The organism is Robiginitalea aurantiaca, from assembly GCF_030380815.1.
GTDB classification, from domain to species: domain Bacteria; phylum Bacteroidota; class Bacteroidia; order Flavobacteriales; family Flavobacteriaceae; genus Robiginitalea; species Robiginitalea aurantiaca.
This window is the reverse complement of record NZ_JAUDUY010000051.1, coordinates 1-317: the sequence shown is the minus strand read 5'-3', so window position 1 is coordinate 317 and position 317 is coordinate 1. Positions and strand designations below refer to the sequence as shown.

At 46.7% G+C, this 317-nt stretch carries 1 protein-coding gene; it reads left to right on the top strand.

All coding sequences use genetic code 11. The annotated features are described in order from the left end of the window. A partial coding sequence (locus QU605_RS15410) for a hypothetical protein (protein ID WP_289726215.1) occupies positions 1–317 on the top strand: 317 nt, incomplete at both ends.

Below are 317 nucleotides of genomic sequence, written 5' to 3'. Positions count from 1 at the left end.
GTGGCCGATGACGATGTAACCGGAGCGGCTTTGGATGGCAGTAATGTACTGACCATAAGTGAAGGAACCACAGATGTAACGGTAGACCTTTCTTCTCTGGTAGACGATGCAGATGCGGATCCGACCAATGAGTTTAACACTGGTGTAACGATGAACGCTGGTGCTCTGGAGGTAACTGATGGAGGTGGAACTGAATCTACGAGTCTTATCAGTACGGATTTGAATAATGACCTTTCAGCAGGAGCCGATGGCGCGTTGTATTTAAATGTTGCTTCTGTAACGATTTCCGAGACCATTACCAATCTTACGGATAATGC